Origin of the sequence: Cobetia sp. cqz5-12 (genome assembly GCF_016495405.1) — a bacterium.
In the GTDB taxonomy this organism is placed as follows: Bacteria; Pseudomonadota; Gammaproteobacteria; order Pseudomonadales; family Halomonadaceae; genus Cobetia.
This window is the reverse complement of record NZ_CP044522.1, coordinates 3,746,457-3,772,806: the sequence shown is the minus strand read 5'-3', so window position 1 is coordinate 3,772,806 and position 26,350 is coordinate 3,746,457. Positions and strand designations below refer to the sequence as shown.

The window sequence follows — 26,350 nt, the reverse complement described above, 5'->3', positions numbered from 1 at the left end:
AAGGCCGTTGGGCGCTGTCGTCTCTTGTCCTTGTTGCCCGTTCGTCACGGAATTGTCATCGGGCTCGCGTATCACTCTTGTTGCCTTCGGCATGCCTCAGAGGACATGCCTGAACAGAACAACCCGAAACCTGACTACGGGGAAGCGACATGAGCAAGGAAATCGAAGACCATCGCCTGCTGAATCCCAGCAGCAACGAGACGTTCTCATCCGTCATCGAGCGACACATCTCGCGTCGTCGTGTCCTGCAGGGTGGCCTGGGCATGGCGGCTGCCAGCATGCTGGGTGGTTTCGGTCTGGCGGGGCTGAGCACCACGGCCAATGCCGCCAGCAACGCTGCGGGCGAGAAGACGGCTCTGGCGCTGGCCTTCGAATCGATCAAGGGTTCCCGCACGGATGCAGTCGTGGTTCCCAAGGGGTATACCGCACAGGTGCTGGCGCCGTGGGGCACGCCGCTCAATGCCAAGGCACCCAAGTGGAGCAAGGACCTGGCGATGACGCCGGAGATCCAGCTCAACACCGTCGGCATGCATCACGATGGCATGCATAACTTCGCCTTGAGCGACGACACGGCCTCCAGCAACTTCCTGCTGGTCATGAACAACGAATACATCGATCAGGATGCTCTGTGGGCACCCAAGGGCGGCGCGACCAATGCGGATTCCGGCAAGCGTCCGGCCGATGAAGTGCGCACCGAGATCAATGCCCATGGCGTGACCATCGTCGAGGTCAAGAAGGCCAGCAACGGCAAATGGGAAGTGGTGGGCGATTCGCGCTACAACCGCCGCTACACCAGCGCCAGCGAAATGAAGCTGAGCGGCCCGGTGGCGGGCAGCGATCACGTCAAGACTGCCTTCTCGCCGGATGGCATGCGCACCCGTGGTACCAACAACAACTGCGCTAACGGCTACACCCCGTGGGGCACCTACCTGACCTGCGAAGAGAACTGGCCGGGTTACTTCGTCAAGCGCAGCGATCGTCAGCTCGATGACGACCGCATCGGCATCGAGACCGAGCGTGGCCGCTATGGCTGGGAAACCGCCGCCGGGGATGCCAGTGAAGTCGATGGCGAGTTCGCGCGTTTCGACAACACGCCGACGGCAGACAGCGCCGACAAGGATTACCGTAACGAACCGCGGACCTTCGGCTATATCGTCGAGATCGATCCCTACACCGGCGAGCAGGCCATCAAGCGCACCGCGCTGGGCCGCTTCCGTCACGAAGGTTGCTGGCCGGGCAAGCTGGTCGAGGGTGAGCCGGTGGTCTTCTACTCCGGTCACGATTCGCGCAACGAGTACATCTACAAGTTCGTGTCGGACGCCAAGTGGGACGCCGCTGATGCCCGTGGTGCCGGTGACGTCAAGGACCGCCTGGCGATCGGCGACAAGTATCTGGACAAGGGCACCCTGTATGTCGCCCAGTTCTCCGCCGATGGCACCGGCAAATGGCTCAAGCTGACGCCGGACGCCGTGACCCGGGATGGCCGTACCCTGGCCGAGGCTCTGGGGCTGGCGGCCGATGACCTGGCAGGCATCATCATCCACACCACCGATGCGGCTGACCTGATGGGGGCGACCCCGATGGACCGTCCGGAGTGGGGCGCGGTGGACCCGGTGTCCGGCGAGGTTTATATGACGCTGACCAACAACTCCAAGCGCACCGAAGAAGGCACTGACGCCGCCTTCACCAACGATGGCACCGCCATCGAGGAGCCGGGTGTCGGTTACAAGACCGCGCCGACCAACGCGGCCAATCCGCGTGGCAACAACGAGGCGGGGCAGATCATCCGCTGGCGTGAAGCGGGCGATCACACCGCCTTCGATTGGGAGATCTTCGTGTTCGGCGCAGCAGCCAGCGATGCCGACAACCTGTCCGGCCTGACCGAGATGAACGAGTTCGCCAGCCCCGATGGCCTCTACTTCGACGGCCGCGAAGGTCAGGACAGCATCCTGTGGATCCAGACCGACAACGGCTACGAAGGCATTACCGAGGTCACCAATGACCAGCTGCTGGCGGTCGTGCCGGCAGGGCTCGAGCAGGCCGAGGGGGACGCGGCCGTGATCGGTGCCGACAACCAGGCACAGCTCAAGCGCTTCGCGGTGGGCCCGAACGGTTGTGAAGTCACCGGTATCTTCACTACCCCGGACAAGACCGCGATGTTCATCAACATCCAGCACCCGGCCAACTGGCCGCAGAGCGATGATGCCACCGCCACGACCGACGGCAGTGTGCGTCCCCGCGCCGCGACCGTGGTCATTCAGCGCGAAGATGGCGGCCAGATCGGCGTCTGATGAAAGCCGCGCGCCAGGTGTGAATGTGAAGCCCCCGTATCGATGATGCGGGGGCTTTTTCATGTGTCTGGAGGTAGCGCCTTTTCGTCCCAGAACGCTCATCGTTCAAGAGAAAGGAGAGGGCCAACGACAACGGCCCCCACGCAAGCGTGAGGGCCGAGAGTTCATGAGCTTTGTGGTGTCCTGTCGTTGTCGAGCGCGATCAGGCCTTGGCAGCGTAGGCGAACAGCAGGGTTTCCTGCACGCTGATCGGCTCCGCGTCGCCGGCATCCAGCTGGGTGTAGTGGCCATCGCTTTCCAGGCGCCAGCTCTGGCAGTTGTCGACCAGGTAGGTGTCGAGGTCCTTGCGGATACGCTGGGCCAGCTTCTTGTCGAGCAGCGGGAAGCAGGTCTCGACGCGGTGGAACATGTTGCGCTCCATGTAATCCGCGCTGGAGCACCAGGTTTCTGGCTGACCGGCATTGTGGAAGTGGAAGGTGCGCGTGTGCTCGAGGAAGCGACCGATCACCGAGCGTACGCGGATGTTGTCGGAAATCCCCGGCACGCCAGGGCGCAGACAGCAGACGCCGCGGATGATCAGGTCACACTGCACGCCAGCACGCGAGGCGCGGTAGAGGGCGCGAATCAGCTTGGGCTCGGTCAGTGAATTGCATTTGACGATGATGTGGGCGCGCTTGCCCTTCTCGGCATTGCGCGCTTCACGGTCGATCATCTCCACCATGCGCTCGTGCAGCGTGAAGGGGGCGTGCAGCAGCTTCTCGATATCGCGCTGCTTGCCCATGCCGGTCAGCTGCTGGAAGACCTTGTGGACGTCCTCGCACAGTGTCTCGTTGGCGGTCAGCAGGCTGTAATCGGTATACAGACGCGCCGTCTTGGCGTGGTAGTTGCCGGTACCCAGGTGTGCATAGTGGCGCAGTTCGCCGTTCTCGCGTCGCACGATGTGCAGCATCTTGGCGTGGGTCTTGTAGGCCATCACGCCGTAGATGACGATGGCACCGGCTTCCTGCAGGCGTGAGGCCAGCTGCAGGTTGTCGGCTTCATCGAAGCGGGCGCGCAGCTCGATCACCACGGTGATCTCCTTGCCCTGGCGTGCGGCCTCGACCAGCGAGGAGACGATGTTGGAGTCGGCCCCGGTACGGTAGAGGGTCTGCTTGATGGCCAGCACGTTCGGGTCACGCGCCGCCTCGGCGAGCAGGTTCTCGACCGGGGAGAAGGACTGGAAGGGGTGATGCAGCAGGATGTCCTCGCGACGGATCGCATCGAACAGGCTGTTGTCGCCCTTGAGCGCCTTGGGAATGCCCGGGGTGAACGGGGCGTAGAGCAGGTCCTCGCGGCCGACGTCGCCGATGACTTCCATCAGGCGGTTGAGGTTGACCGGGCCCTTGACCTGATAGAGGTCGCGCGTCTCCAGATCGAACTGCTTGAGCAGGAAGGTGTAGAGCGCTTCCGGGCAGTTGTCCGCCACCTCGAGACGCACCCCGTCGCCGTAGCGGCGCGCCAGCAGCTCGCCGCGCAGCGCGGAGGCCAGGTCGGAGACATCCTCGGCATCCACCGAGAGATCGGCGTTGCGGGTCAGGCGGAACTGATAGCAGCCCTTGATCTTCATGCCCGGGAACAGCTCCTGGGCGTGAGCGTGGATCATCGAGGACAGGAAGACGTATTCGGTGTACCCCGGTTCGACCAGGCCGTCCGGGATGCGGATCAGACGCGGCAACGAGCGCGGAGCCGGCAGGATGGCCAGACCCCCTTCGCGACCGAAGGCATCCTTGCCTTCCAGCTCGACGATGAAGTTGAGGCTCTTGTTGACCAGGCGCGGGAACGGGTGCGACGGGTCGAGGCCGATCGGGCTGATGACCGGCTGGATCTCTTCCTCGAAGTAATCGCGCACCCAGGCCTTCTGGGCGTTGTTCCATTGATTGCGGCGGCGGAAGCGGATGTGCTGCTCTTCCAGTGCGGGGATCAGGTCCTCGTTGAGCATGCGGTACTGGCGTTCGACCTGCTCATGCGTGATGCGGGACACCTCATCGAGCACCTTGCTCGGCAGCATGCCATCACAGCCGGGGTCGGTGCGATCGAAGGCGATCTGATGCTTGAGACCCGCCACGCGAATCTCGAAGAACTCGTCCATGTTGGACGTGAAGATCAGCAGGAACATCAAGCGGTTGAGCAGTGGATGCGAGGTATCCTTGGCCTGTTCGAGTACGCGGATGTTGAACTGCAGGTTGGACAGCTCGCGATTGAAGTACAGCGCCGGATCAGCGAGATCAGCTTCGGGCGAGGGAGTGGCCTTGGCATGGATACCGGTACGCGTCCGGTTGACGCGCAGGGGCAGCGGTTCCTGAGCCGGCGGCTCATCCGTCGCCAGCTCGATCTCGCCTTCCCTTGGGGTGGATGCTGCCCGGGGGGCAGCATCCTTGTCGCGACTGTCAGCGACTTCCGGCAGGGTCGCCGTGTCGTTGTCGGTGTCTTGCTTGGGCGTCTGTTCCATCATCAACTCCATGATCCCGGTCAGCCGCATCCGCAATGGCCGGGGTTGTCAAAGGCGGTTTTTCTGCGCCAGCAATTCGGCCGCCTGGCGAGCAAAATAGGTGAGGATGCCGTCGGCCCCCGCACGCTTGAAGCACATCAGCGACTCGAGAATGACCTTGTCGGCATCCAGCCAACCGTTCTGGAAAGCGGCCATGTGCATGGCGTACTCGCCGCTGACCTGATAGGCGAAGGTCGGCACTTCCAGCTCGCGCTTCACGCGCGTTACCACATCAAGATAGGGCATGCCCGGCTTGACCATCACCATGTCGGCGCCCTCGGCGATGTCCATCGCCACCTCATGCAGGGCTTCGTCGCTGTTGGCGGGGTCCATCTGGTAGGTCTGCTTGTCGGCCTTGCCCAGATTGCCGCTCGAACCGACCGCGTCACGGAACGGGCCGTAATAGTTGGAGGCGTACTTGGCCGAGTAGGCCATGATGCGCGTGTTGATCAGGCCTTCCTGTTCCAGCATGTCACGGATGGAGCCGATGCGACCGTCCATCATGTCGGAAGGTGCCACGACATCGGCACCGGCTTCCGCATGTGACAGCGCCTGCTTGATCAAGGTCTCAACAGTGCGGTCGTTGAGCACGTAACCGTCTTCGTCGAGAATGCCGTCCTGGCCGTGAACGGTGTAGGGATCGAGCGCGACATCCGTGATGATGCCCAGCGTCGGAATGGCTTCCTTGAGTGCACGCACTGCACGCTGCACGAGACCATTGGCATTGTAGGACTCCTCGGCCAACAGGCTCTTGGCTTCAGCGTCTATCACCGGGAACAGCGCGATGGCCGGCACGCCGAGGGCATGCACTTCACGGCACTCTTCCACCAGTAGATCGATGGAGCGACGCTCGACACCGGGCATGCTGGTCACGGCTTCACGACGCTTTGAGCCTTCGAGAACGAAGACTGGCAGGATCAGATCATCAGCCGTCAGCTGATTTTCACGCATCAGGCGGCGAGAGAAGTCGTCCTTGCGCATACGGCGCATACGAGTCGCAGGAAACTGGCGCGGGGTACGTTGGCTCAAGAAATGCTCTCCGGGTCGGGTGGTCCGCTCCCGTGATGGTCGCAGGCAGTCTAGGTCTATAATATTTCATTGATATTACAGTGATGCCAGCGGTCATGGGGCAGGGCCAGTCACGTGAGGTGCCAGCAGGGACTGAACATGGCGACAAGGCGTCTGTCGGGCGACGAGAAGGCCTGGCTTGCGGCCTGCAAGTGGGTAGCCCGTGACGGTAGCCGTCGTCCCTGTGGCAGGGTCAATCCAGTATATCAGCGTTGACTTGTGGCCACAGGCGCAGGAGATGTGTCGCGGTGTCGCGCCTCATGCACGCCCACCTGGGTCGGGTGTAGTGGGGCTGCAAGACGACTCCGGACACCGCGGCAAGCCACCGGCACTAGCGTCTTGATGACATCCGAGTGGACGAGGGGCGGCACTTGAGTTGTGCCAGGGCCGCCCATAGTCTTGAGGAGATGCGCAGTGACATGCCTCGCCTGCACGCCTGTCACTGTCTGCCGCGTGGCGGCCGCGCATCTTCGCTGCCGCTGAAGCGTCTCGCGCCTGGCGTGATGCTAGGCATGAAATGAGGCTCGGCATTCGAATCAGTCACGCGCTTGTATTAGTCTTTTCTGACCTGTCCGGCAATCGCCGCGCACAGCTCATCGTCAATGGAGTAACCCATGACCAAGCAGGTAGCCCTGATCCTTTCCGGTTGCGGTGTCTTTGATGGCTCCGAGATCTATGAAACTACCCTGACGCTGCTGCGTCTCGATCAGCTGGGCATTGCCTATGAATGCTTTGCACCGGATATCGCGCAGCATCACGTGATCAATCACGGCACTGGCGACGAGATGGAGGAGACACGCAACGTGCTGGTCGAGTCCGCGCGTCTGGCACGTGGCAAGGTGCGCCCGCTGGAAGAGCTGTCAGCGGACGACTTCGATGCGCTGATCCTGCCCGGCGGCTTCGGCGCCGCCAAGAATCTGTGTGACTTTGCCGTCAAGGGCGAAGACCTCGAACTCGTCGCGGGCCTGCAGGAAGTGGTGCAGCCCTTCCATGCGGCCGGCAAGCCGATCGGCGTGATGTGCATCGCGCCGGTGATGGTGCCCAAGCTGCTGGGTGAGGGCATCTCGGTCACCATCGGCAACGATGCCAGTGTTTCCGGGGCGATCAGCGCCCAGGGCGGTCTGCACAAGAGCTGCGAGGTGACGGATATCGTCGTCGACGCCGCCAACCGTGTCGTCACCACCCCAGCCTATCTGCTGGCGGAGCGCATCAGCGAAGCGGCCCAGGGCATCTTCAAGCTGGTCGAGCGTATCGATAGCTGGATCGAGGACGACAAGGCGCGCGCCGCCGAGCAGGACTGATCTCGACATGCCAGTGCGTCTGTCGTGATAGAGCGCGCCTGGTGTGAGCAAATTCCTTGGAAGCATAAGCCCTTGGAAACAGAAAGCCCCGCCGGGTTACCGGCGGGGCTTTCTGTTTCTGATGCTCTGGTTCTGATGCTCTGTTTCTGGTGCCCGGATTCTCGAATACACGATTGCAGGCAGCCACGTTCAGGGCGTTTCCTGCGAGGCCTCATCGTCTGAGGCTGCACGCCGACGCTTGAAGAGGCGCGAGGCCAGAATGCCGACCTCGAACAGCAGCCACATCGGAATCGCCAGCAGCGACTGCGAGATCACGTCCGGCGGTGTCAGCAACATGCCGACCACGAAGCAGGCGATCACGATATAGGGGCGCTTCTTGCTCAGCGCCTCCACCGTGGTCGCGCCGGTCCAGATCAGCAGGAAGGTGGCGATGGGAATCTCGAAGGCCACCCCGAAGGCGAAGAACAGCTTGAGGACGAAATTCAGGTACTGATTGATGTCCGTCATGATCGCCACGTTCTCGGGGCCCGTGGTGGTGAAGAACTGGAACAGGAGCGGGAAGACGACATAGTAGGCGAAGGCCGCACCGGCATAGAACAGCAGGATGCTGGAAGCCAGCAGCGGTAGCGCCAATGCCTTCTCGTTCTCATAGAGGCCCGGCGCGATGAACGCCCAGGCCTGATAGAGCACGGCGGGAATCGCCAGGAACAGCGCCACCACCAATGTCAGCTTGAAGGGCGCCAGGAAGGGCGAGGCCACTTCGGTGGCGATCATCTGTGAACCCGGTGGCAGCAATGCCATCAGCGGTTCGGCGACATACAGGTAGATCTGGTTGGAGAAGCCGTACAGCGCGGCGAAGACCACCAGCACCACCAGGGTGGCGCGCAGCAAGCGCGAGCGTAGCTCGATCAGGTGCTCAATGAGCGGCGCATGTGCGGCGTCGCCCTGACCACCTGACGGTGAGGCATGTGGATCACTCATCAGGAACGTGGCTCTCGTGATTCACGGGTGTCGGAAGCAGTGCCCGGCTCAGTGGCCGGCGCACCATTCTCGGCAGGACGGGGGCTGGGGGCAGCGCCGGAAGCGCCTGCATCGCTGGGCGTGCTGGATTCGGTGATGCCACGCTCGACATCGCGTGCCTCGTTGCGCGCATGAGCGAGCGTCTCATCGAGCTGCTTCTTCTGCTCGTTGAGCGTCTGACGCAGTTCCTCGGCTTCCAGCTGGGCACTGATTTCCTGCTGAATGCCCGAGACACTGCGCTTGATGCGTCCCAGCCACAGACCCGCAGTGCGGGCGGCCCGGGGCAGACGCTCCGGGCCGAGCACGATCAGCGCCAGCAGCGCGATCAATGCCAGTTCAAAAAAGCCGATATCGAACATGCGGGTTACGAGCGCTTGTCAGCGGTATCGCGGCTCTCGGCCTCGACATCGATGGTGTCGCCACGCTTTTCCTCATGCGCGACCTTCTGCTGGGCAGTCGGCTCGTCGCTCTTCTTCTCTTCTTCCTTCATCGCGCCCTTGAAGCCCTTCACGGCACCGCCGAGATCAGAGCCGACGTTGCGCAGCTTCTTGGTCCCGAAGATCAGGATGATGATGCCGAGCACGATGAGAAGCTGCCAGATACTGATGCCACCTAACATGGGAAATTCTCCATTTGGGCCGCCGACACCGGGTCATTGGGCCTTGAGACTTGCAGGGTGCTGGCACCGCTGCCGGAAAGCCGACTTGCGCCGGAAGAATACGGGTCCTTCACTGGCCGCGAGCGGCCTTTTCATCATGACCGGAAACACCGAAGCGGCGTGCCAGCTCATCCAGCACTTCCTGATGATCCAGCCCCAGGTGCGACAGCATGACCAGTGAATGGAACCACAGGTCAGCGGTCTCACCGATCACGGCACGCTGCGAGTCCACGTCGTCGTGAGCGAAATCCTTGGCGGCCAGTACGGTTTCGGTCGCCTCTTCACCAATCTTCTCCAGTACCTTGTTGAGGCCCTTGTGATGCAGGCTCGCGACATAGGAGGAGGTCGGGTCAGCGTCGCGCCGTTCTGCCAGTACCACTGACAGACGGTTGAGAATATCACTCATGAATCATCATTCCTGAAAGCTTGGGTCTTGCGTTAAGTCATCGAGTTCTGCGCTGACGGCACGCCTGCATGGCAAACGGCACGGCGTGGGCAGGCGACTCAGGATGCAAGTGTTATATGTCATTCATATTGCACTGCGTCCCATGGAGCGGCAAGTTTCGTTGCGCGCCTAGCCAGACAGGCCATCATGCCTGTCTGCGGACTAGCGCCACAGCAATAACACGATTCCCAGTCCTGCGCCCACCAGTACTGCCACGGGCTGGGTCTGTGCCCAGGCCATCAGGGGCTGCCAGCCGAAGGCACCGGCCACCAGCAGCAGGCCTGCACGCAGCCGCCAGCTGGTGCTTGAGGCGTGATTTACCCGATCGCGCAGTGTGGTGATGGCCTCTGTCTGGCGCTGACGGGCGCGATGCTCTTCCTCGATGCGCTCCATGGCCTGGAAGGCCATCGCCGGCAGCTGCGGCAGCTGATGCGACAGCTCCGGGGCCTGCTTGACCATTTCAGCCCAGAACGCCTTGGGACCGGCGCGCTCCTTCATCCAGCGCTCCAGATAGGGACGGGCGGTGGCCCACAGGTCGAGGTCTGGATACAGCTGGCGGCCCAGGCCCTCGATGTTGAGCAGGGTCTTCTGCAGCAACACCAGCTGCGGCTGGACTTCCATGTTGAAGCGGCGCGCGGTTTGGAACAGCCCCAGCAGTACCTGGCCGAAACTGATGTCCTTGAGCGGCTTCTCGAGAATCGGCTCGCAGACGGCGCGGATGGCTGCGGCAAACTCGTTGGCGCGCGTGCCTTCGCCGACCCAGCCGGACTCGATGTGCAGCGCCGCGACCTCGTAGTAATCCTGGCGGAAGAAGGCCAGCAGGTTGCGGGCCAGATAATCCTGGTCCTCGCGGGTGAGGCTGCCGACGATACCGCAGTCGATGGCGATGAACTGCGGGTCGTGCGGGTTCTCGCGCGAGACGAAGATGTTGCCGGGGTGCATGTCGGCGTGGAAGAAGTTGTCACGGAATACCTGGGTGAAGAAGATCTCCACGCCGCGTTCGGCCAGCTTCTTGAGGTCGGTGCCCTGCGCGGTCAGCTCCTCGATATCGGCGACCGGAATGCCGCGGATGCGTTCCTGCACCATCACGCGGCGGCGCGTCAGTGGCCAGTGGATGGTCGGGACGTAGAGCAGCGGCGAGTCGAGGAAATTGCGCTTGAGCTGGGAGGTGTTGGCGGCCTCCTTGTGCATGTCGAGTTCGTCGAACAGCGTCGCCTCGTAGTCGGCGACGACCTCGACCGGGCGCAGGCGACGGGCTTCCGGCGAGACCTTCATCAACAGGCGCGCGAACATGTAGAGCAGGCCGATGTCCTTGCGCATCACTTCCTCGATGCGCGGGCGGATGACCTTGACCACCACATCCGAGCCATCGTGCAGGCGTGCCGCGTGGACCTGGGCGATGGAGGCTGAGGCCAGAGGCTGGGCCTCGAATTCGGCGAAGGCTTCCTCGACCGACATCTCGAGTTCCTGCTCGACCAGCTCACGCGCGACCTGGTTCTCGAACGGCGGCACCTGATCCTGCAGGCGCTTGAGTTCGTCGGCGATGTCCGGCGGCAGCAGGTCGCGGCGCGTCGAAAGCATCTGACCGAACTTGATGAAGATCGGGCCGAGGGCCTCGAGTGCCAGGCGCAGACGCTCGCCACGCGTGCGTCTGCCGATGGGGAATAGTCGCAGCGGCGACAGCTTGAGCAGCGGGCGCAGCAGAGCCGGTACGCGCCCCGGCGGCACCAGGTCGTCGAGGCGGTAGCGGGCGATGACCCACAGGATGCTCAGCAGGCGATAGAGTCTCACGACGGCTGGCACTCCTGCTCGGCAGGTTGAGGAGAGGTGGCGGCCTCGAGATGACGGCGCAGCCGCGCCAGACGCGCTTCGGTGCGATCCAGACACTGGGTCAGCTCGGTCAGCTCGTCGCGCGCGACACGCATCTGCGCCTGACCGGGCAGCCAGCGCGCTTCCTCGGTGAGATACTCGCGCAGGTCCAGCTCCAGCTCGCGGCGGCTGATCAAGCCGAAACGCCCGAGGCTGCGCAGGCCGCTGGCCAGGCTATGGCCGGGGGCTTCGCCGAACCATTCACTGAGCGCGCCTTCCCAGTCCAGGTCGAGGTCCATCACCAGGTCACGGGCGCTCTCCAGCAGATGGATGCGCCCACGCACGGCGAGGCGACCCTCGAACATCAGGCGCTCGATGGATTCACCCGACAGCAGGGCGGCGGCGGTCTCCATGTCGAGCTCCACCACCACATCGCCATCGCTCTCGTTGGCCTGTGGCAGGCGCAACAGGTGCAGGCCCTGCAGGTCGAAATGCACCAGCAGGTCGAAGGCGGGGCGTTCGACACGCACCAGCAGGCGTCGGCCTGCCAGTGCATTCAGGCGCGACGTCGAGGCCGGGTCGCGAGCGAGCAGCTGATTCAGCGTCCGCTCAGCGGTCGCCAACAGCAGGGGGGTCAGCAATGCCATGACAGCCTCAGAGCTTGATACCGCGGTGCAACGCGACGATGCCGCCCGTCAGGTTGGTGTACTCGACGCGCTCGAGACCGGCCTCTTCCATCATGCCGGCCAATGTCTTCTGGTCGGGGTGCATGCGGATGGACTCGGCCAGGTAGCGGTAGGAGTCGGCGTCGCCGGCGACCATCTCACCCATCTTGGGCAGCAGCCGGAAGCTGTACTGGTCATAGGCGGTGGAGAGCAGCGGATTGACCGGCTTGGAGAATTCCAGCACCAGCAGGCGGCCGCCCGGCTTGAGGATGCGCTGCATGGAGCGCAGGGCCTTGGCCTGGTCGGTGACGTTGCGCAGCCCGAAGGCGATGGTGATGATGTCGAAGGTGTTGTCCGGGAAGGGCAGGGCCTCGGCATTGGCCTGCACGTATTCGACGTTGCCGCCGACGCCACGGTCGAGCAGCTTGTCGCGGCCGACGTTGAGCATCGAGGCATTGATGTCGGCGAGCACCACGCGGCCTTTCGGGCCGACCAGACGCGAGAACTTCAGCGTCAGGTCGCCGGTGCCACCGGCGATGTCCAGCACCGACTGACCGGGACGGGCGCCGGCACGCTCCAGGGTGATGCGCTTCCACAGACGGTGGATGCCGAACGACATCAGGTCATTCATCACGTCGTACTTGGCGGCGACACTGTGGAAGACATCCGCGACGCGGCCTGCCTTCTCGTCCACGGCAACTTCCTGATAACCGAAGTGAGTCGTACGCTTGTCCATGACTTCCCCTGTTGTGACGCCGCCGTGGCGACGTCAGCACGATATGGTGAGCTTTCGCAGTGGCTCGATTGTAACCGCTGGCCAGCGGACTGTCTTTTGGCAAGACGTCGACTCGGACATCTTGCCGTGCCCATTGGCATCAGTGGCTTACAGCTGGTTGAGCGGAATGCCCAGTGGCTCGCGCGAGGCGCCGGCCTCTTCCAGCTGACGCAGGTAGTAGGCCCACATGGCGTCGCGGCGATTGGCCAGTTCCCACAGGTATTCCCAGGTATACAGGCCGCTGTCATGGCCATCATCGAAGTGCAGCTTCAGCGCGTAGCGACCGCTCTGGGTGATGTTGGCCAGTCCGACGTAGCGCATGCCGACCTGCAGGGTTTCCTGGCCGACACCGTGGCCACGCACTTCCGCCGATGGCGACATCACGCGCAGGAATTCGGTGCTCAGGCGGAAGCTCTGACCATCGGCGTAGCCCAGCTCCAGTTCGCGCTCTGACTTGTGGTAGTGCACGCGTGTCGGTACCGGGGCCTCTTCGCCATTGCGGGCATGGCGCTCGTTGAGGCGGTAGTCGCGCTGCTGGCCGCTGGTATCAGCGTCGTGGGACGCGGCGGCGTCCTTGGGGGTGTCGTGGCTCATCGGGGCATCCTCGGGCTTGCATGCCGCGCGGCGGCGTGTGGGCGCAGGGCGGCATGGCGAAGGCAATAGGCGTCGAGCGCGGCGCTTGGCCGGTCGATATGTCTTGTGCGCATGATGCACTGACGCCCGATCCGGGCCAAGCCGGATCGGGCGTCAGAAGTCCCCTCAGGAACGGGTCTGGCTTCCATGAGGGGCTGTCAGGCGCGTGAGCGTGTCGTCAGAGGATGTAGCGCGACAGGTCTTCATCACGCGCCAGATCACCCAGGCGGGCATCGACGTAGGCGGCATCGACCTTGAGTTCGCCTGGCTGATCGCCACCCTCGTAGGAGATCTCTTCCAGCAGACGCTCCATCACGGTGTGCAGGCGACGGGCGCCGATGTTCTCGGTGCCTTCGTTGACCTGATAGGCGATCTGCGCGATGCGCTCGATGGCGTCATCCGCGAAGCTCAGCTCGACGCCTTCGGTCGCCAGCAATGCCTTGTACTGACGGATCAGGGCGGCGGATGGCTCGGTCAGGATGCGCTTGAAGTCTTCCGGCGTCAGGGCGTTGAGCTCGACACGGATCGGCAGACGGCCCTGCAGCTCCGGAATCATGTCCGACGGCTTGGACAGGTGGAAGGCACCGGAAGCGATGAACAGGATGTGGTCGGTCTTGACCATGCCGTGCTTGGTGGACACGGTGGAGCCCTCGATCAGCGGCAGCAGATCGCGCTGCACGCCTTCACGGGACACATCGCCGCCACTGCCGGATTCGCCACGCTTGGCGACCTTGTCGATCTCGTCCAGGAAGACGATGCCGTTCTGTTCGACGGCCTCGATGGCACGGCTCTTGAGGTCTTCATCGCTGACCATTCTGGCCGCTTCTTCCTCGTGAACCAGCTTGAGCGCTTCCTTGACGGTGATGCGACGGCTCTCTTTCTGCTGCTTGCCCATGTTGGAGAACATGGACTGCAGCTGGCTGGTCATCTCTTCCATCCCCGGCGGGGTGGCGAAATCGAGACTCTGGCTGGCCGGGCTCAGCTCGATGTCGATTTCCTTGTCGTCCAGCTGGCCTTCGCGCAGCTTCTTGCGGAACATCTGGCGCGTGCTGCTGTTGTTGGCGGCAGCGTCGTACTCTTCGCCACGCACACGCGGCAGCAGGGCGTCGAGGATGCGCTCTTCGGCGGCATCCTCGGCCTTGTCGCGCACTTCCTTCATGGCGTCTTCGCGCACCAGCTTCATCGCGACCTCGACCAGGTCGCGGATGATGGATTCCACATCACGGCCGACATAGCCGACCTCGGTGAACTTGGTCGCCTCGATCTTGAGGAAGGGCGCGCCGGCCAGCTTGGCCAGACGACGAGCGATCTCGGTCTTGCCGACACCGGTCGGGCCGATCATCAGGATGTTCTTCGGCGTGACTTCCGGACGCAGGTCGTCATCGAGCTGCATGCGGCGCCAGCGGTTGCGCATGGCAACCGCCACGGCGCGCTTGGCTTCAGGCTGACCGACGATGTGCTGATCGAGGGCGTTGACGATTTCCTTCGGGGTCATCTGGGACATCTCAGGACAGCTCCTCGATGATGGCATTGTGGTTGGTGAAGACGCAGATATCGGCCGCGATGGAGATGGACTTCTCGGTGATCTCGCGGGCGGAAAGCTCGGTATTCTCGATCAGGGCGCGGGCAGCGGCCTCGGCGTAGTTGCCACCGGAGCCGATGGCCAGCACGCCGTGCTCGGGCTCGACCACGTCACCGTTGCCGGTGATGATCAAGGAGGCATGCTTGTCGGCGACTACCAGCATGGCCTCCAGCTTGCGCAGGGCGCGGTCTGAGCGCCACTCCTTGGCAAGTTCCACGGCGGACTTCACCAACTGGCCCTGATACTTCTCGAGCTGCGCTTCGAAGCGTTCGAACAGCGTGAAGGCATCGGCGGTACCGCCGGCGAAACCGGCCAGTACCTGATTGCGATACAGACGACGCACCTTGGCGGCGTTGCCTTTCATGACGGTGTTGCCAAGGGATACCTGGCCGTCACCAGCCAGGGCGACCTGGCCGTTGCGACGCACGGAGACGATCGTGGTCATGGATAACTCCTGAGAGAGCATGCCGGCGATTGGAATAAGGTGAACGGGGCCGGGCATGGCATTTCTGGGCAGACGAGGCCGTGGCCTCGTCGCGTAAAACGGGTGGTGATCGTCAGCCTGGCGCTTGCCACTGCTTGCCGCGATCCTGCACCGCCTGGCGGGCGGCACGCGGGCCTGATATCTCACCGGAATGCTGTAGATGGGGGCGCCGATACGGGTTTCAAGTCATCGGCGACTCAGCGTTGACGGCGAGCGGCTCTGGTCTGTGCCCTCATGCAACGGGCCCGCTCAAGGGATGAGCGGGCCCGTCTGTCGCAAGGCTCACGCCTGGCTTACTGCAGCTTGATCAACAAGGGCTCGATGCCCTGGGTGTTCATCAGGTCCTGGGCGCGATTGAGCTCGCGGGTGTCCTTGTAGGGGCCGACCTGCACCCGGTGCCAGACGGTACCGCCGGAGGCATTGACGTCACTGACCTTGGCCAGCAGGCCAAGGTCCTTGAGCTTGCCGGCCAGCTTCTTGGCATCGCTCATCTCGCGGAAGGACGCCGCCTGCAACATGTAGTTGGTCAGCGAGGCCTCGGACTTCTTGGTGCTCTCGGCGCTGCCCGGACGCGGCGTGGACTTGTACTCATCCACCTTGGGCGCGATCACCTCGGTTTCCGGCAGCAGGGTGTAGAACTCGAAGGTCGGCATGTTGCCGGCCGACTCTTCAGCGGCTTCCTTCTGCTGCTGGTTGCCCTGTTTGGCGGCCTGCTGCCCGTTCTGCTGTCCGTTCTGCTGCGTGTTGGCCTTGGGCACGATGGCCGCGACCGGCAGACGCGGGGCCTGTTTCTCGAAGTACTGCGCGAGAGCGAAGCCGGCGATCAGACCGATGATGCCCCACAGCCAGCCGGGCAGACCACGACTCTGGCTGGCAGCGGGTTGCCGACGGGGGCTCGCCCCCTGACGGGAGGCGGGCTTCTTGTTGGCGGGGCGGCGAGCAGCCATGGCTTACATCTCCTCGGGAGCGCTGACACCCAGCAGGGCCAGGCCGTTGCGGATGACCTGAGCGGTCGCCAGACCCAGCGCCATGCGCGCATTGCGGGTCGCGTCGTCCTCGACCATCACCTTCACCGCGTTGTAGCAGGTATGGAAGTCGGAGGAGAGGTCCTGCAGGTACTGGGCGACCTGCTGCGGCTCGCGCACCTTGGCGGCGTGGGCGACGACGTCCGGGAACTGTGCCATGCGATTCATCACGGCCTTTTCCTGGTCGCTGGTCAGCAGGGAGAGCTGCGCCATGGCCAGGGCTTCGTCGAAGGGCTTCTCTTCGCGGCTGGCCTTGCGCAGCACGCTGTGCACGCGGGCATGGGCGTACTGGATGTAGTAGACCGGGTTGTCATTGGACTGGGAGCGCGCCAGGTCGATGTCGAAGGTCAGCTGGGAGTCGGCGCGACGTGCTGCCAGGAAGTAGCGGGTCGCGTCGCGGCCGACTTCCTCGATCAGGTCGCGCAGGGTCACGTAGCTGCCGGCACGCTTGGACAGCTTCACTTCCTCGCCGGAGCGCATCACGGTGACCATCTGGTGCAGCACATAGTCCGGCCAGCCCTTGGGAATGTCCGCCTGCAGAGCCTGCAGACCGGCGCGCACGCGGGTCACGGTGGAGTGGTGATCGGCACCCTGCTCGTTGATGACCTGGGTGAAGCCACGCTGCCACTTGTCGAGGTGGTAGGCAACGTCGGGCAGGAAGTAGGTGTAACCGCCGTCACGCTTGCGCATCACGCGGTCCTTGTCATCACCGAAGTCGGTGGTACGCAGCCACAGGGCGCCGTCGTCTTCATAGGTATAGCCGTTGTCGACCAGGCGCTTGACGGTCTCCTCGACCTTGCCGTCGCGGTAGAGCGAGGACTCGAGGAAGTAGACATCGAATTCGACGCCGAAGGCCTTGAGGTCCAGATCCTGCTCGTGGCGCAGGTAGGCGACGGCGAAGACGCGGATGGCCTCAAGGTCATCGGTATCCGCGGCGCCGGTCACCTGCTTGCCATCGGCTTCGACGGTGTCGCCGGCCATGTAGGAGGCGGCCAGTTCTCTGATGTAGTCACCGCGATAGCCATCGGCCGGCCAGCTGGCATCATCCGGGCCCAGGCCCTTGGCGCGCGCCTGGACGGAGAGCGCCAGATTGTTGATCTGGGCGCCGGCGTCGTTGTAGTAGAACTCGCGCGTGACGTCGTGACCGGTGGCGGCCAGCAGGCGGCACAGCACGTCGCCGACTGCGGCCCCGCGGCCGTGACCGACGTGCAGCGGGCCGGTCGGGTTGGCGGAGACGAACTCGACCTGCACCTTCTCGCCGGCACCCACGTCGCTGTGACCGAAGCTGTCGCTTTCACTGAAGACGCGACGCACGATGTCGGCTACCGCACCGGTGTCAGCGAAGAAGTTCAGGAAACCGGGGCCGGCGATCTCGACCTTGGAGACGGCATCGGAGGCCGGCAGCGCCGCGATCAGCTTCTCGGCCAGATCGCGCGGCTTCATGCCGGCGGCCTTGGACGTCATCATCGCCAGGTTGCTGGCGTAGTCGCCGTGGCTCTTGTCCTTGGTCGGGTCGACCTTGATCTGCGGGCTGGCGTCGGCGGGCAGGGTGCCGTCGGCCTTGAGGGTTTCCAGGGCCTGGCCCAGCAGTTCGATGATCGTCTCTTTCATGGAATATCGGTCTCTTCACGGCTCGGGTCGCACCGCGTGCCATACAGCAGGCGGTTGCAGGCATCAGGCCTGCGGGCAATGGGGGAGTGCGGATGATGCTGCACGATGGCGGGCATTATCACCGATCCTGCGGTTTGCATAAACCGTCGTGATCAATCGCGCCGCATTCCGCGCCCTGCAGGGATAGTGGTCAGTTCATCGCAAGTGGCGTTGAGGGCTGTCACACCGCTTGGGTATCACTCAGGCCATGCCGATGGGATCGACATCCAGCGACCAGCGCAGGCGGCGTGCGTCGCGGTCCTGTTCACAGAGCGTCACCAGCCAGGCCGCCGCTTCATGCAATGGGCCGCGTTTCGCACAGCGCAACAGCAATTGGGCGTGATAGCGATTCTGGCGACGCTCCATCGGTGCGGGCACCGGGCCGAGGCAATCCACCTTGAGATTGGCAGCCTCGAGGTGCTGACGCAGGGCACCACCGACCTTCAACAGCCACTGTTCGACCTGTTGCTGGTCTGTGGCCTCGGCGCGCAGTAGCGCCAGATGGCTGAACGGCGGCAATTGCGCGATGCGGCGCTCCTCCAGCAGCTCGCCGGCCAGCTGTGGGTAGCCGGCCTGGATCAGTGTCAGCAGGTTGGGGTCTTCCGGATGGCGGGTCTGGATCAGTACCTCACCGGGGCGTTCGGCGCGTCCGGCCCGCCCCGCGACCTGCACCAGCAGCTGGGCGGACTGCTCAAGCGCGCGGAAGTCGGCGGCATAGAGGCCACTGTCGGCGTTGACCACCACCACCAGGGTGACGTGGGGAAAGTGGTGGCCCTTGGCCAGCATCTGGGTGCCGACCAGCAGGCAGGGCTCGCCGCGTCGAATCACTGCCAGCGCCTCGCTCATGGCGTCCTTGCGCTGAGTGCTGTCGCGGTCGATGCGCAGTATCGGTACGTCGGGGAATTTCTCGCCGAGCAGCTCTTCGGTGCGCTCGGTGCCCGCGCCCTGCGGACGAACGTCGCCGCTACCGCAGGCCGGGCAGGCGTCCGGCAGCGGGCGGGTGCGTTCGCAGTGATGGCAGGTCAGCTGCGGGGGATGGCGATGCAGGGTCATGCGTGCGTCGCAGTTGTCACATTCGGCGATCCAGCCGCAGGCATGGCAGGTCAGGGTCGGCGCGAAGCCGCGTCGATTGATGAACACCAGTACCTGATCGCCCTGGGCGAGGCGTTTCTCGATGGCCTCCAGACTCTGGGTCGAGAGGCCGCCCAGCGTCATGCGGCCGCGCAGGTCGACGGGGTGCAGGCGCGCCGGCTGGCTGCGGCCGGCGCGCTTGAGCAGGTGCAGATGCGTGAAGCGCCCCTCGCGGGCATGGCGCAGGCTTTCCAGAGACGGCGTGGCGCTGCCGACCACCACGGGTATGCCTTCCTGCTTGCCGCGCACCAGCGCCAGATCGCGGGCGTGATAGCGCAGCCCGTCCTGTTGCTTGAAGGAGCCATCGTGCTCCTCGTCGACGATGATCACCCCGAGGCTTGCCATCGGCGTGAAGATGGCGGAGCGGGTACCGATCACGATGCGTGCCCGGCCGCTGCGGGCGGCTTCGAAGCCATCGAGACGTTCGCCATCGCTGACGCCGGAGTGCAGCATTACCTGCGGTACGCGAAAACGCTTGCGGAAGCGCTCCAGTGTCTGCGGCGTCAGGCCGATCTCGGGTACCAGCACCAGCGCCTGGCCGCCGCGGTCCAGCACCGCCTCGATCAGCTGCAGGTAGACCTCGGTCTTGCCGGAACCAGTCACGCCTTCCAGCAGCGTGGGTGAGAAGTGACTCAGACCGTCGTGCAGGCGCGAGAGGGCACGGCCCTGTTCATCATTGAGGGCAAGGCTGGGCTCAGCAAGAACCCCCTTGCTGGCCTGCTCCGGCGTGGCGCCGGTGACGGGTTCCTCGCGCGATTCGATGTAGCCGCGGCCGCGCAGAGTCTCCAGCTGCTGGCGGGTGAAGCCCTGGGCGGTGATGGCGCTGTGCACCAGGCCATGGCGATGCTGCGCGAGCAGCTCCAGCAGCGCGATCTGGCGGGTGGCTCGCCCCAGGCTTGCCGGCTCGGTGGCGCGCCCTTTGTCGGTCAGCGTCCAGCGTTCACGGGTACGCGCCTCCAGGGCGCGCCCCTGACGCAGCAGCGAGGGCATCGCCTGGGCGAAGGTATCGCCGAGCGAGTGCTGGTAATAGCGCGCGGTAAACTGACATATCCACAACCAGTCGGCCGGGAGCGGTTCGTCATCGATGACTTCGCTGACAGGCTTGAGCTTGTCGATGGGGAAGCTTGAGTCGCTGCGCAGTTCGGCGATCACCCCGACCAGCTGGCGACGCCCGAATTCGACGCGCACGCGCAGGCCCACCTGCCAGCCGTGGCGGGGCAGCTGGCGGGATGGCAGATAGTCGAACAGATCGCGCAGCGGGCCGGGGATCGCGATGCCCAGCACACGTCCCGGCAGGTGAGTTGCAGTCTTGTCGGTAGTGTCAGGCACGCAAGGTATCCGGATATGAGGTGATATGAGGCGTTCAGTAAAACGGGAATATGCCGTGGCACGCAGTCTACAGAGTGTTGCCCGCAATAAACGGTACAAAGTTTGGTCTTGCGGCAGATGACTGGTAAAATGCGCGGCCTTCCGTCGGAAACGGCGGAATGACCGGTTCAATCCAAAACCCGTGTACGGTGCCTGGCAAGTGATCAGGTGGCGGTGCACAGCGACCTGAGGTTACACATCATGAAACAGGGTATCCATCCGGACTACCAGCGCCAGACCGCAACTTGCTCCTGCGGCGCGCAGCACGAAATCGGTACCACTTCCAAGCAGACTTTCGCGCTTGACGTGTGCTCCGAGTGCCACCCGTTCTACACCGGCAAGCAGAAGCAGGCTACCACCGGTGGTCGCGTCGAGCGCTTCAACAAGCGTTTCGGTGCTGCCATCAAGCGCTGATACCTTCAGCTGCTTGTCGCTTTCATGGCGCTGCGCATCTTGCAGCGCCATGGACGAAAAACCCGCTCACGAGCGGGTTTTTTTGTGCCTGTCATTCAGGCCACTCTGAAGAGAGCCGCAACCACGCCAGCCGGTCCGGGATGCCCTTGGTAAGACGTCACCCCTGCGCTGCGGTTGCTGAAAGGAAAGATTGTTTCCGATTTGGCACTTTTTCTACTCTGTCTCTGCATCAAGCGCGCCGGAAAGACGGGTTGCGTCAGTGAGCGGTCGAAAATCGAGAATCTTGCGCGAATCGTGGCGTCATCTCGGGCTGAAATCGGCGCGAGAGACGGTCAGCGATAAGCAAAGGTTTATGGCTGGGCAGGGCATCCATAACGTTAGACGAATGGCTAAAACATTTTTTAAACGAACGTTTTAAAGTCATGCATAACAGCAAGTTGCGTCGGTTGTTCAGGGGTGTCTTTTTCTATATTCTTGAGCAGCCAACCCCCCGCCAAAATACCGGATGACACGCATGTCTGATGCCATGAAGAAAGCAGCACTGCAATATCACGCCGAACCGATTCCCGGAAAGCTCTCCATCGAGCTGACCAAGCCGACCGAGACCGCCAAGCACCTGGCGCTGGCCTACAGCCCGGGCGTTGCCGAGCCGTGCCGCGAAATCGCCGCCGACCCGGAAAATGCCTACCTGTACACCGGCAAGGGCAATCTGGTCGCCGTCATCTCTGACGGGACTGCCATCCTTGGCCTGGGCAATCTGGGGCCGCTGGCTTCCAAGCCGGTCATGGAAGGCAAGGGCGTGCTGTTCAAGCGCTTCGCTGGCATCAACTCCGTCGATGTCGAAGTGGATGCGGAAAGTCCGCAGGCCTTCATCGACACCGTGCGTCGCATCCACACCACCTACGGTGGCATCAACCTGGAAGACATCAAGGCACCGGAGTGCTTCGAAGTCGAACAGGCGCTGATCGAACAGTGCAACATCCCGGTCTTCCATGACGATCAGCACGGTACCGCCATCGTCACCGCGGCCGGCATGCTCAATGCCCTGGACATCGCCGGCAAGAAGCTGGAAGACGCGCGTATCGTCTGCCTGGGCGCCGGCGCTGCCGCCATCGCCTGCATGAAGCTGCTGGTGGCCAGTGGTGCCAAGGTCGAGAACATCTTCATGCTCGACCGCAAGGGCGTGATCCACAGCGGCCGGGACGACCTGAACCAGTACAAGGCGATGTTCGCCACCGAGACCGAGCTGCGCACGCTGGACGACGCCATCGATGGCGCCGACGTCTTCGTCGGTCTGTCCGGTCCGAACCTGCTCAAGGCAGAGCAGCTCAAGAAGATGTCCGCCAATCCGATCGTCTTCGCCTGCTCCAACCCGGACCCGGAGATTCACCCGGATACCGCTCGCGAAGCACGCCCGGACGTCATCATGGCGACAGGTCGCTCCGACTACCCGAACCAGGTCAACAATGTGCTGGGCTTCCCGTTCATCTTCCGTGGCGCGCTGGATGTGCGTGCGACGCGCATCAATGAAGAGATGAAGCTGGCCGCCGTTCACGCCCTGAAAGACCTGGCGCGTGAGCCGGTCAGCCAGGATGTACTGGATGCCTACGAGATCGACAGCCTCGAATTCGGCCCGGGTTACATCATCCCGACGCCGATGGACTCGCGTCTGCTCGAGCGTCTGCCGGCAGCCGTGGCCCAGGCGGCCATCGATTCCGGTGTGGCGCGCAAGCCGTACCCGGCGCACTACCCGCTGACCAGCACGGATCAGGTCTACGGTTAAACGTCAGCGGTCGGATGGCCGGTTGGCGGCGTCGCTTGAGCGACGCAAGACATGAAAAAGCCCTCGTCGGAGTTTCCGGCGAGGGCTTTTTGTTGGTGGCTGCTTTCAGCCTAGAGCCATGAGCCGCGAGCCATGAGCCACCAGCGACTGGCGTCTGGGCATGCAGGCGTCAGGCCTGTGCTCAGAAGCTGTAGAGGATGGAAGCCGCCGTGGTGGTGTCAGTCTTGGCATCCGACTCGTCGGGCGGGTTGGTGTTGTTCTCGATCTCATGGGAAAGCTTGAGGGCGAGGCTTGCATTGATGGCGACCGTCAGCGCGGTATAGCTGCGACTGATCACGTTCTCGCGCGTGGCCTCTGCCGAGAACTGCTGCTCGAACTTGGAGGTATCGGACAGCTGCCAGCGGTAGTCCATCGCGCCATAGCCCAGCAGGTAGTTCTCGTGATCCCCTGCCGTGATGTCATCGAAGCGATAGCCCGGCCCGGCCTCGAGGGAGAGGTTGTGCTCGGGGCCATCCAGTATCGTGATGCCTTCACCGACGATGGAGGTGACCTGATGGTTGTAGCCGGAGAAGCGCTCCTTCTCCCAGCGCAGCAGCCCGAAGGCGTAGTGATCATCGCTGAGGTCATAGCGCTCGCGCTGGCCGACCAGGTATTTGTCGGTTGTGGTCTCGCCACTGCTGGAGACGTGCTTGGCCTCCACACGGAAGGTGTGGGTCCAGGGTTTCAGGTGCCAGGACAGGCTGGTCTTGCCCAACAGGGTCTCGCTGTTCGAGTTGCCCGACAGTTTGGTGAAGCCCAGCTCGGCCTGGCCGCTGAAGGGCTCAGAGTCCTCGCTGGCGGGTGGCGGTGCATAGAAGAGGTCGTCTGCGACAGCCGTGTCGAGGGGAAGCAGGGCCAGGCACAGAAACGCGGTCCTGCGCAGTGTGGGCAATGGGTGAAGCATGCGAACTCCGGCATGTTTGAGGCATGACATCATCATCGGCAATGTGGCTGCGAGATGACGCTTGCTGAGCGAGGCGGTCTGGCGCGTCATACGGACGCTACCAGTGGATCGCGATACGGGGGAGCCTTGCGAGTGCTCAGATGGCAGAAGAGCGACCAGCGGCCGCTCTTCCTTGGGCTCTCCCCCTGCCGATGAGGCTGGCAGGCGAGGTCTGGAGATCAGATCAGAAGATGGCCTCGAAAGTTCCGGTGCCTTCCGAACCGCTTTCCTGCTCCAGCTCCTTGCGGATGGTGCGTTCCTGATAGGGCGGCAGATTATCCTTGCGGAACAGCTCACTGATGCCGCCGGACTGACCGCTGCGCAGGCGCTTGCCGGTGTCCGGGTCGATGGTCGCCGTCACGATGTTGTCCGGACGCTCCATGGTGGAGGACGGCATGCCCTTGAGGGCGCCGCGCATGTAGTCGACCCAGATGGGCAGGGCGGCCTGGGCGCCATACTCGGCCAGGGTGTCGTTGGAGTCCTTGCCGACCCATACCGTGGCCACCAGCTTGCTGTTGAAGCCGGAGAACCAGGCATCGCGCTGGTCGTTGGTGGTACCGGTCTTGCCGGCCAGGTCATCACGACCCAGCGCCAGGGCACCACGGCCAGTACCGCGCTTGATGACATCCTGCATCATGTCACGGATCAGATACATGGATTCGGGTGAGGCGACGCGCTCGGCCAGCGGGTATTGGCGACCGTCACGATTGACGGTGACCATGCCCGGCGCACAGTTGGCGCAGGCTACCGGCGGATGCGCTTCATAGTCAGTCTCGTCATCGCCACGCGTGATGGTATCGATGTACCAGGGCTCGACACGGAAGCCGCCATTGGAGAGCACGGCATAGCCGCGTGCCATCTCCAGCGGGGTCAGCGAGGCGCTGCCCAGTGCCAGGGACAGACCATTGGGCAGCTCGTCACGCTGGAAGCCCAGCTTGACCAGGAAGTCGAGCGTCTTGTCGAGGCCGACCGTCTGCAGCAGACGCACGGAGACCAGGTTCAGCGAGCGGTACAGCCCCACGCGGATGCGGGTCGGGCCGGTGAACTTGCCGCCGGCATTTTCCGGACGCCACACCTTGCCACCATCCTGAAGCACGACAGGGGCGTTGTTGATGATGGTGGCCGGAGACATGCCGGCCTGTTCGAGCCCGGACAGATAGACGAACGGCTTGAAGATCGAGCCTGCCTGGCGGCGTGCCTGAATCGCGCGGTTGAACTTGCTGGCGGAATAGCTGAAGCCACCTTGCAAGGCGAGGATGGCGCCACTTTCCGGGTCCAGCGAGACGATGGCGGATTGCGCGTCCGGCAGCTGGCCCAGACGGTAGCCGTCGTCCTGCTTGATCACGCGTACCAGATCACCGGCCTTGGCGATCTCGGCGGCCGAGCCCGGTACGCCGCCACGCCATTTGGCGCTCTTGTACTCGCGTGCCCACTTCAGACCGTCCCAGTCGAGAGTCACGGCGGTGGCGTCGGCCAGCAGTACCTTCATCTGCTTGCCGGTGCTTTCCACCACGATGGCGGCCTTCAGCGGGCCGTAATCCGGGGTACGGTCGAGCACTTTCAGCCAGTTCGAGACATCACGGTCGATGCCGGCGATACGTTTCTCGCTCTTCTGGGCCGCCTGCTTGGCGGTTTCCAGTACTTCCGGCGACTTGGAGAGCTCTTCCTCGAGGCCAGCCTGATCGGTCTGGTCCTGGGCTTCCGCCAGGGAGGCTGCGATGTCGGATTCCTCGACCCCGCGCCAACCGTGGCGAGTATCGTAGGCGATCAGCCCCTTGATCAGTGCGTCGCGTGCCATTGGCTGCAGCGAGCTGTCCAGCGTCGTGGTGATGCGGACGTTGTCGGTGTAGGCCTTGTCGCCGAAACGATCGACGGCGAAGCTGCGTGCCATTTCCGCGACGTAGGGTGCCTGGACCTCTGGTCTGGAGTAGTGGCGTGCCGCGGTGATCGGTGCCTTGACGGCTTCGTCATAGGCCTGCGGCTCGATGTAACCCAGCTCCTTCATGCGCAGCAGGATCCAGTTGCGACGGATCAGCGCGCGCTGCGGGTTGGTCAGCGGGTTGAAGCTCGACGGCGCCTTGGGCAGGCCGGCCAGCATGGCCTGCTCGGCCAGGGTCAGCTCATCCAGTGACTTGTCGTAGTAGGTGCGCGCAGCGGCGGCGATCCCGTAGGCACGATGGCCCAGGAAGATCTTGTTGACGTAGAGTTCCATGATCTCCTGCTTGGAGAGGATCTCTTCCATCTGCAGGGACAGCAGGATCTCGCGAATCTTGCGCGTGAAGGTCTGGTCCAGCGTCAGCAGATAGTTGCGTGCCACCTGCATGGTGATGGTACTGCCACCGGACTGGATGCTGCCGCTGGAGGCCAGTTGCACGGCCGCGCGCGCCAGCCCCTTGGGGTCGATGCCCGGGTGGGAGAAGAAGTTGCTGTCCTCGGCGGCGAGGAGGGCGTCGACGAAGGTCTCGGGAATCTCGTCGTAGGTGACCGGGATGCGGCGCTGGTCACCGTATTCGCCGATCAGCTTGCCATCGCGGGTATAGATGCGCAGCGGCGTCTGCAGCTTGGTATCCTGCAGCTGATGGACGTCGGGCAGGCCTGGCGAGAAGTACAGCGAAGCGCCAACGATGGCCAGAAGTCCCGCGGCACATAGTGATAGCAGCAGCCAGAACACTGGCGAAAATAGTCGTCTCAATAGCTTCATGGGCAAGACAGGGTCCGTGGGTAAGAAAAGCGAGTGGC

The 26,350-nt window shown here is 63.5% G+C and carries 21 protein-coding genes; 4 read left to right on the top strand and 17 right to left on the bottom strand.

What is annotated here, in order from left to right:
• Positions 1–149 precede the first annotated feature (149 nt).
• Positions 150–2,291, top strand: a complete 2,142-nt coding sequence (locus tag F8A90_RS15605; RefSeq protein ID WP_200017860.1) for a PhoX family protein — start codon at positions 150–152, stop codon at positions 2,289–2,291.
• A 202-nt stretch (positions 2,292–2,493) separates the two neighbouring features.
• Here F8A90_RS15605 and ppk1 read toward each other — a convergent pair whose 3' ends face one another.
• Together ppk1 and hemB are read right to left on the bottom strand one after the other, a co-directional pair.
• The gene (gene ppk1, locus F8A90_RS15600; protein ID WP_200017859.1) at positions 2,494–4,779 is read right to left on the bottom strand and encodes a polyphosphate kinase 1; all 2,286 of its coding nucleotides are present in this window, start codon (positions 4,777–4,779) and stop codon (positions 2,494–2,496) included.
• 48 nt (positions 4,780–4,827) lie between these two features.
• Positions 4,828–5,847: a porphobilinogen synthase gene (hemB, locus tag F8A90_RS15595; RefSeq protein WP_200017857.1), complete on the bottom strand. Its 1,020-nt coding sequence runs from the start codon at positions 5,845–5,847 to the stop codon at positions 4,828–4,830.
• A 653-nt stretch (positions 5,848–6,500) separates the two neighbouring features.
• Between hemB and elbB the strand changes: the two genes are divergently transcribed.
• Positions 6,501–7,187 carry an isoprenoid biosynthesis glyoxalase ElbB gene (gene elbB / locus F8A90_RS15590; protein ID WP_200017854.1) on the top strand — a complete coding sequence of 229 codons (687 nt, stop codon included), beginning with the start codon at positions 6,501–6,503 and terminating at the stop codon, positions 7,185–7,187.
• Positions 7,188–7,376: 189 nt separating this feature from the next.
• On the opposite strand, the gene tatC is transcribed toward elbB, so the two are convergent.
• The 13 genes from tatC to F8A90_RS15525 all read right to left on the bottom strand — a co-directional run bounded on the left by tatC (position 7,377) and on the right by F8A90_RS15525 (position 20,393).
• Entirely contained in the window at positions 7,377–8,168 is a 792-nt protein-coding gene (gene tatC / locus F8A90_RS15585) for a twin-arginine translocase subunit TatC (RefSeq protein WP_166018629.1), read from the bottom strand.
• On the bottom strand, positions 8,168–8,566 hold the full coding sequence (gene tatB, locus F8A90_RS15580; RefSeq protein WP_200017852.1) for a Sec-independent protein translocase protein TatB: 399 nt from the start codon (positions 8,564–8,566) through the stop codon (positions 8,168–8,170). The genes tatC and tatB overlap by 1 nt, the downstream gene beginning before the upstream one ends.
• A 5-nt stretch (positions 8,567–8,571) precedes the next feature.
• Positions 8,572–8,826 carry a Sec-independent protein translocase subunit TatA gene (gene tatA, locus F8A90_RS15575; protein ID WP_043332981.1) on the bottom strand — a complete coding sequence of 85 codons (255 nt, stop codon included), beginning with the start codon at positions 8,824–8,826 and terminating at the stop codon, positions 8,572–8,574.
• A gap of 109 nt (positions 8,827–8,935) precedes the next feature.
• The gene (locus F8A90_RS15570; RefSeq protein ID WP_043332980.1) at positions 8,936–9,271 is read right to left on the bottom strand and encodes a phosphoribosyl-ATP diphosphatase; all 336 of its coding nucleotides are present in this window, start codon (positions 9,269–9,271) and stop codon (positions 8,936–8,938) included.
• 201 nt (positions 9,272–9,472) lie between these two features.
• On the bottom strand, positions 9,473–11,101 hold the full coding sequence (gene ubiB / locus F8A90_RS15565; RefSeq protein WP_166018631.1) for a ubiquinone biosynthesis regulatory protein kinase UbiB: 1,629 nt from the start codon (positions 11,099–11,101) through the stop codon (positions 9,473–9,475).
• The gene (locus F8A90_RS15560) at positions 11,098–11,766 is read right to left on the bottom strand and encodes a ubiquinone biosynthesis accessory factor UbiJ (protein ID WP_200017851.1); all 669 of its coding nucleotides are present in this window, start codon (positions 11,764–11,766) and stop codon (positions 11,098–11,100) included. Before F8A90_RS15560 ends, ubiB begins: the two co-directional genes overlap by 4 nt.
• 7 nt (positions 11,767–11,773) lie before the next feature.
• Positions 11,774–12,520, bottom strand: a complete 747-nt coding sequence (gene ubiE / locus F8A90_RS15555) for a bifunctional demethylmenaquinone methyltransferase/2-methoxy-6-polyprenyl-1,4-benzoquinol methylase UbiE (RefSeq protein ID WP_043332974.1) — start codon at positions 12,518–12,520, stop codon at positions 11,774–11,776.
• Between the two features lie 147 nt (positions 12,521–12,667).
• A complete protein-coding gene (locus F8A90_RS15550) occupies positions 12,668–13,027 on the bottom strand; it encodes a gamma-butyrobetaine hydroxylase-like domain-containing protein (RefSeq protein ID WP_233593664.1) in 360 nt (119 codons plus the stop codon).
• 343 nt (positions 13,028–13,370) lie between these two features.
• Complete coding sequence (hslU, locus tag F8A90_RS15545; RefSeq protein ID WP_043332972.1) at positions 13,371–14,696, bottom strand: ATP-dependent protease ATPase subunit HslU; 1,326 nt, start codon at positions 14,694–14,696, stop codon at positions 13,371–13,373.
• A gap of 1 nt (position 14,697) precedes the next feature.
• A complete protein-coding gene (gene hslV / locus F8A90_RS15540) occupies positions 14,698–15,219 on the bottom strand; it encodes an ATP-dependent protease subunit HslV (protein WP_043332970.1) in 522 nt (173 codons plus the stop codon).
• Between the two features lie 332 nt (positions 15,220–15,551).
• Entirely contained in the window at positions 15,552–16,205 is a 654-nt protein-coding gene (locus tag F8A90_RS15535) for an SPOR domain-containing protein (RefSeq protein WP_200017850.1), read from the bottom strand.
• Between the two features lie 3 nt (positions 16,206–16,208).
• Positions 16,209–17,894 carry an arginine--tRNA ligase gene (gene argS / locus F8A90_RS15530; RefSeq protein ID WP_200017849.1) on the bottom strand — a complete coding sequence of 562 codons (1,686 nt, stop codon included), beginning with the start codon at positions 17,892–17,894 and terminating at the stop codon, positions 16,209–16,211.
• A gap of 240 nt (positions 17,895–18,134) precedes the next feature.
• Positions 18,135–20,393: a primosomal protein N' gene (locus F8A90_RS15525; protein WP_233593360.1), complete on the bottom strand. Its 2,259-nt coding sequence runs from the start codon at positions 20,391–20,393 to the stop codon at positions 18,135–18,137.
• 240 nt (positions 20,394–20,633) lie between these two features.
• On the opposite strand from F8A90_RS15525, the gene rpmE reads away from it, so the two are divergent.
• Together rpmE and F8A90_RS15515 are read left to right on the top strand one after the other, a co-directional pair.
• The gene (gene rpmE / locus F8A90_RS15520) at positions 20,634–20,846 is read left to right on the top strand and encodes a 50S ribosomal protein L31 (protein WP_054556509.1); all 213 of its coding nucleotides are present in this window, start codon (positions 20,634–20,636) and stop codon (positions 20,844–20,846) included.
• A gap of 514 nt (positions 20,847–21,360) precedes the next feature.
• Complete coding sequence (locus F8A90_RS15515; protein ID WP_043333076.1) at positions 21,361–22,629, top strand: malic enzyme-like NAD(P)-binding protein; 1,269 nt, start codon at positions 21,361–21,363, stop codon at positions 22,627–22,629.
• Positions 22,630–22,810: 181 nt separating this feature from the next.
• On the opposite strand, the gene F8A90_RS15510 is transcribed toward F8A90_RS15515, so the two are convergent.
• A complete protein-coding gene (locus F8A90_RS15510; RefSeq protein WP_043332961.1) occupies positions 22,811–23,572 on the bottom strand; it encodes a DUF481 domain-containing protein in 762 nt (253 codons plus the stop codon).
• A gap of 223 nt (positions 23,573–23,795) precedes the next feature.
• Positions 23,796–26,312, bottom strand: a complete 2,517-nt coding sequence (locus F8A90_RS15505) for a penicillin-binding protein 1A (RefSeq protein WP_200017847.1) — start codon at positions 26,310–26,312, stop codon at positions 23,796–23,798.
• Positions 26,313–26,350: the final 38 nt, after the last annotated feature.

Bases quoted from the DNA above. Each gene is read 5' to 3' on its own strand.
- F8A90_RS15605 (WP_200017860.1), top strand. From the start codon at position 150: ATGAGCAAGGAAATCGAAGACCATCGCCTGCTGAATCCCAGCAGCAAC.
- ppk1 (WP_200017859.1), bottom strand. From the start codon at position 4,779: ATGGAACAGACGCCCAAGCAAGACACCGACAACGACACGGCGACCCTG.
- elbB (WP_200017854.1), top strand. From the start codon at position 6,501: ATGACCAAGCAGGTAGCCCTGATCCTTTCCGGTTGCGGTGTCTTTGAT.
- tatC (WP_166018629.1), bottom strand. From the start codon at position 8,168: ATGAGTGATCCACATGCCTCACCGTCAGGTGGTCAGGGCGACGCCGCA.
- tatB (WP_200017852.1), bottom strand. From the start codon at position 8,566: ATGTTCGATATCGGCTTTTTTGAACTGGCATTGATCGCGCTGCTGGCG.
- tatA (WP_043332981.1), bottom strand. From the start codon at position 8,826: ATGTTAGGTGGCATCAGTATCTGGCAGCTTCTCATCGTGCTCGGCATC.
- F8A90_RS15570 (WP_043332980.1), bottom strand. From the start codon at position 9,271: ATGAGTGATATTCTCAACCGTCTGTCAGTGGTACTGGCAGAACGGCGC.
- F8A90_RS15560 (WP_200017851.1), bottom strand. From the start codon at position 11,766: ATGGCATTGCTGACCCCCCTGCTGTTGGCGACCGCTGAGCGGACGCTG.
- ubiE (WP_043332974.1), bottom strand. From the start codon at position 12,520: ATGGACAAGCGTACGACTCACTTCGGTTATCAGGAAGTTGCCGTGGAC.
- hslU (WP_043332972.1), bottom strand. From the start codon at position 14,696: ATGTCCCAGATGACCCCGAAGGAAATCGTCAACGCCCTCGATCAGCAC.
- hslV (WP_043332970.1), bottom strand. From the start codon at position 15,219: ATGACCACGATCGTCTCCGTGCGTCGCAACGGCCAGGTCGCCCTGGCT.
- F8A90_RS15535 (WP_200017850.1), bottom strand. From the start codon at position 16,205: ATGGCTGCTCGCCGCCCCGCCAACAAGAAGCCCGCCTCCCGTCAGGGG.
- argS (WP_200017849.1), bottom strand. From the start codon at position 17,894: ATGAAAGAGACGATCATCGAACTGCTGGGCCAGGCCCTGGAAACCCTC.
- rpmE (WP_054556509.1), top strand. From the start codon at position 20,634: ATGAAACAGGGTATCCATCCGGACTACCAGCGCCAGACCGCAACTTGC.
- F8A90_RS15515 (WP_043333076.1), top strand. From the start codon at position 21,361: ATGTCTGATGCCATGAAGAAAGCAGCACTGCAATATCACGCCGAACCG.
- F8A90_RS15510 (WP_043332961.1), bottom strand. From the start codon at position 23,572: ATGCTTCACCCATTGCCCACACTGCGCAGGACCGCGTTTCTGTGCCTG.
- F8A90_RS15505 (WP_200017847.1), bottom strand. From the start codon at position 26,312: ATGAAGCTATTGAGACGACTATTTTCGCCAGTGTTCTGGCTGCTGCTA.